4 protein-coding genes and 1 pseudogene are annotated in these 3,985 nt (G+C 34.2%); 1 reads left to right on the top strand and 4 read right to left on the bottom strand.

What is annotated here, in order from left to right; translation table 11 throughout:
- Positions 1 to 120 precede the first annotated feature (120 nt).
- Positions 121 to 585: a WG repeat-containing protein gene (locus AC3DU7_RS10545; RefSeq protein ID WP_488039304.1), complete on the bottom strand. Its 465-nt coding sequence runs from the start codon at positions 583 to 585 to the stop codon at positions 121 to 123.
- Between the two features lie 351 nt (positions 586 to 936).
- On the opposite strand from AC3DU7_RS10545, the gene AC3DU7_RS10540 reads away from it, so the two are divergent.
- The gene (locus tag AC3DU7_RS10540) at positions 937 to 2,373 is read left to right on the top strand and encodes a folate/biopterin family MFS transporter (protein WP_488039303.1); all 1,437 of its coding nucleotides are present in this window, start codon (positions 937 to 939) and stop codon (positions 2,371 to 2,373) included.
- A gap of 14 nt (positions 2,374 to 2,387) precedes the next feature.
- On the opposite strand, the gene AC3DU7_RS10535 is transcribed toward AC3DU7_RS10540, so the two are convergent.
- From AC3DU7_RS10535 to AC3DU7_RS10525, 3 genes and pseudogenes are all read right to left on the bottom strand, one after another.
- Positions 2,388 to 2,618, bottom strand: coding sequence for a transposase family protein (locus tag AC3DU7_RS10535; RefSeq protein WP_488039302.1), 231 nt, complete (start codon positions 2,616 to 2,618; stop codon positions 2,388 to 2,390).
- Between the two features lie 2 nt (positions 2,619 to 2,620).
- Positions 2,621 to 2,791 carry a hypothetical protein gene (locus AC3DU7_RS10530; protein ID WP_488039301.1) on the bottom strand — a complete coding sequence of 57 codons (171 nt, stop codon included), beginning with the start codon at positions 2,789 to 2,791 and terminating at the stop codon, positions 2,621 to 2,623.
- A 424-nt stretch (positions 2,792 to 3,215) separates the two neighbouring features.
- Positions 3,216 to 3,985, bottom strand: a pseudogene (locus tag AC3DU7_RS10525) (hypothetical protein); the annotation flags it as partial.

The raw sequence follows: 3,985 nt of genomic DNA, 5'->3' as shown, positions 1-3,985 counted from the left end.
AGAGGTAATTATCAATTATCAATTATCAATTATCAATTATCAATTATCAATTATCCATTATCCATTATCCATTATCCATTATCTATTATCAATTATCAATTATCAATTATCCATTATCCATTATCCATTAATGAACCTTGCTATTCCTTGACTAAAGCTATCGGCAAAATCATAGATAAAATCAATAACAATTTTTCCTTTATAGTTTATATAACCCCACTTTTTATCTCGTTTTACAAGTGCTAAACCTTCAGAAAATTGCCAAGCTGCTACATAAGTAGGAGGTATTATCTCTTTTCCTTCTCTATTTTTATAACCATGCAGATCGTTGACTTTAAATCGTATTAATTCTTCAGTATTATCGGTTACTTCATCATGATAATTTTTTAATTCTTGTGGTTGATTAACATCCAAAAATTTTCCATTAGAGTCAATATATTGAATTTGATTATTAATCTTAACTTTTGCTACTCCTAAAGAAAACTCACTTGCTGTTTCTAATTTTGGCGGAATTACAATCTTTCCAGCTCGATCTTTATACCCCCATTTCCCATCACTCTGAAAAGGGATTAAAAACTTAGTCATTGATGATAATTTATGCAAAATTTGGCGAGAATTTATACGAGAATTTATAATATTTTATTATACTTTAATTCAAACTACAGTTGATGCTTTTAAAGAGACTAAATTTAAAATCGTAAATATTGCAAAAATTCCCAAAAATCAGCAATACATAGAGATAATCAGAATAGATTTCATACTTTCGATATGAAATGTCCTATTATTGGCCTTAACGAAGTAAGAAATCAGAAGTCAGAATTTACTTTTGTAACGGGGATTTGACACAAATTTTTCCGCTGATAGCTGATGGCTGATAGCTAATGGCTGTTTAAGATAAGATGATATTGATTAAAAAATGTTAATAAGCGTTAACTGATGTTCATATCTTCTCAAGGCATAGTCAAGCTCAAAAAATCCCTCAAACAGAGAGTATTTTTTGGCAATGAACCGACACCGGAACTCATAGCTATATTGCTTGTTTACTTCGTCCAAGGAGTTTTAGGGTTGGGACGTCTTGCTGTCAGTTTCTTTCTCAAGGATGAATTGGCCATGAGTCCCGCTGAAGTATCGGCAATGTTGGGCATTGTGGTCATACCCTGGATGATTAAACCTGTTTTTGGGTTTATTTCAGACGGAGTGCCAATATTAGGCTATCGACGACGACCTTATATGATTTTTTCTGGGATACTGGGGGCGTTTTCTTGGGTAGCATTGGCAAAATGGGTACATACTCCACTAGCAGCTACAGGAGCGATCGCTCTGAGTTCTTTATCGGTAGCTATTAGTGATGTAATAGTTGATTCTTTAGTTGTACAAAGAGTGCAAAAAGAATCTGTTAGCAGTACGGGATCTCTACAATCTTTATGTTGGGTAGCTGCAGCATTAGGAGGATTAATAACTGCTTATTTAAGTGGTTATTTACTCGAGCATTTTAGCAATCAAACTGTATTTTTAATGACAGCTATTTTTCCTTTGATTGTTTCTGCTGTAGCCTGGTTAATTAATGAAGAAAAAGTTACTATTGGGATTAACTTTGACAATGTAAAACAGCAAATTAAACAGGTAAAAATAGCTGTTACCAAAAAATCAATTTTATTACCAACCGCTTTCATTTTTCTTTGGCAAGCAACCCCTAATTCTGAGTCGGCTTTCTTTTTCTTTTCTACAAACGAATTAGGATTTAAACCAGAATTTTTAGGAAGGATACAGTTAGTAACAAGTATTGCAGCTTTAATAGGTGTTTGGCTATTTCAACGCTTTTTTAAATCTGTTCCTTTTCGGCAAATTTTCGGATGGTCTACAGTTATTTCTGCTGTTTTAGGAATGACGACTTTATTGCTAGTTACTCATGCTAACCGCAGTCTAGGTATCGATGACCATTGGTTTAGTTTAGGAGATAGTTTAGTGCTAACAGTAATGGGAAAAATTGCTTTTATGCCCGTATTAGTTTTAGCTGCTAGACTTTGCCCACCGGGAGTAGAAGCAACTCTATTTGCTTTATTAATGTCTATCTATAATTTAGCTCAATTAATTTCCCATGAAGGCGGTGCTTTATTAATGCACTGGCTCAAAGTTACAGAGACAAATTTTGATAATTTGTGGTTGTTAATAGTTATCACTAACCTATCTACCTTATTGCCATTATTTTTACTAAATTGGTTGCCCGCAGCTAATGCTCAAACAGGAGAGAAGGAGGAGGAAAATATGTTAACCTTGATTCCAAAGAATCCAAAATTAATAGGAGATAAAATAGAGAATGAAGAAGAGGCAATAAATACATCTACTATCTTGACTTCAACTACTATAAATTAATCAAAATGACCCCCCTAAGTCCCCCTTAAAAAGTAGAATTCCTTTGGAAAGCTCAAAGGCGATAGCTCTAGTTGTTTGTGTAATGCCAGATGATGACGACGAGCAAAATCTTCTAGGGCACAATAGGAGAAACAACCGCTCATTGTACCCATAATTACTAACAGTAATACTAACCATAATGGATAACGTCTCCCTCTGGTAGCTCGAAAATCTGGTAAGTGGGCCAGTACTTTTAACAAGTTCATTTCTATCTACAGCGCTTTTCATTTGAGTAGACCACAAAATTATTTTTGGCACCTAGAGTAGGGAGTAGGGAGTAGGGAGTAGAAAAATGCTTTTGGGTTGCCGATACTAACTGTAGTCTATCCATGTGAAAAGCGCTATAAGCTCTAATACCAAATCCGGTTTTCAAAACCATTTTTTCAAATTCCTTTCTAACCCTTCTGCCTTCTGCCTTCTGCCTTCTGCCTTCTGCCTTACCTCACAATAAACCTTACTTTCAAAACAGGATTTGGTATAATATAGAGAATAGTAGGCTTAACTCAATACTTGAGACCAATCATTGTACTCCTCAATATTTTTCTCTGGCGACAATGAATTAGCCAGTAATGCGGATTAGTTGGAAACTTCAGAGGGGGCAGGTTTCTCTCCCTACTCCTCCTGAAAAATTATTTGACTGATAACTGATAACTGATAACTGATAACTGATAACTGAAGTAACGTCCCTGGCAGATTAAACTACCTGGGGTTTTTTATTTTTTGAGTAGCGATCGCAATTGGAATACAAAAAGTTTTTTCTCATTAAGAAGCCGTTTCAGTTATCCATTAATGAACGTGCTGTACTATTTCACTATTTGAGTTTTGTTCAACAAAAATGTTTTACCAGTTTCAGTATCAAACGCCCAAGCTTTAAGTTTAATCTTTCCTTGAGGAATTTCTTCAACAGTAAAAGACTTTTGCCAACCTGAATCTAAATAAACTGAATTATCAAAATATTCCCTAACACTAGGTCTCGGCATTCTCTGATTAATTAACTTAAATATTATGTCTTCTCCCTCCGAATTTTCATAAGTTAAAATCACACCATCAGCAACTTCATTTCTTTCCGGTAAAATTGCCCAACCATTAGCAACATAAGTCCGGTCGTCAATTTGATTGACTGTATCAAAATAACCATAAATTAAATCTTTTTTTACCTCTTCAGCAATATCTTGAATATTCTTACTCTTCACTAAACCAGGTTGTAAAAAACCTAATTTATCCAGAATATTAGCAGTCTTTCTCAGAGGTTCAGGACTTCTTTTAGTCACCAAACATTCATCTTGATGAACAACATTTATCATTAACAAACAAGCCTTACTTTGTAATAAGATTACTCGGCGATCGCTCATCCTCTCTAAAGCATTAATAGTAGTCTTAAGATGTAAGATAATCAAAATACTAACTAAAAAATAGGAAGCATATTTAATCAACTTTTTCTGAACATTTTTTTGACTAGCTAACTGCCAAAAAATAGCCAAAAAATAAACCAAAGAAACTATCAAATATAATGAAAAAGCCGTATATCTTGGAGCCAAAGATTGTTCCACACCAAAACCAACTCTACCCACAG

The sequence above is a fragment of the Okeania sp. genome, from assembly GCF_983059655.1.
The sequence above is the reverse complement of the archived record's forward strand: the minus strand, read 5'-3'. Positions and strand labels throughout refer to the sequence as shown.

What these genes read in the sequence shown, in the direction of transcription:
- AC3DU7_RS10545 (WP_488039304.1), bottom strand. Translation starts at nt 585, where the DNA reads ATGACTAAGTTTTTAATCCCTTTTCAGAGTGATGGGAAATGGGGGTAT.
- AC3DU7_RS10540 (WP_488039303.1), top strand. Translation starts at nt 937, where the DNA reads ATGTTCATATCTTCTCAAGGCATAGTCAAGCTCAAAAAATCCCTCAAA.
- AC3DU7_RS10535 (WP_488039302.1), bottom strand. Translation starts at nt 2,618, where the DNA reads ATGAACTTGTTAAAAGTACTGGCCCACTTACCAGATTTTCGAGCTACC.
- AC3DU7_RS10530 (WP_488039301.1), bottom strand. Translation starts at nt 2,791, where the DNA reads ATGGTTTTGAAAACCGGATTTGGTATTAGAGCTTATAGCGCTTTTCAC.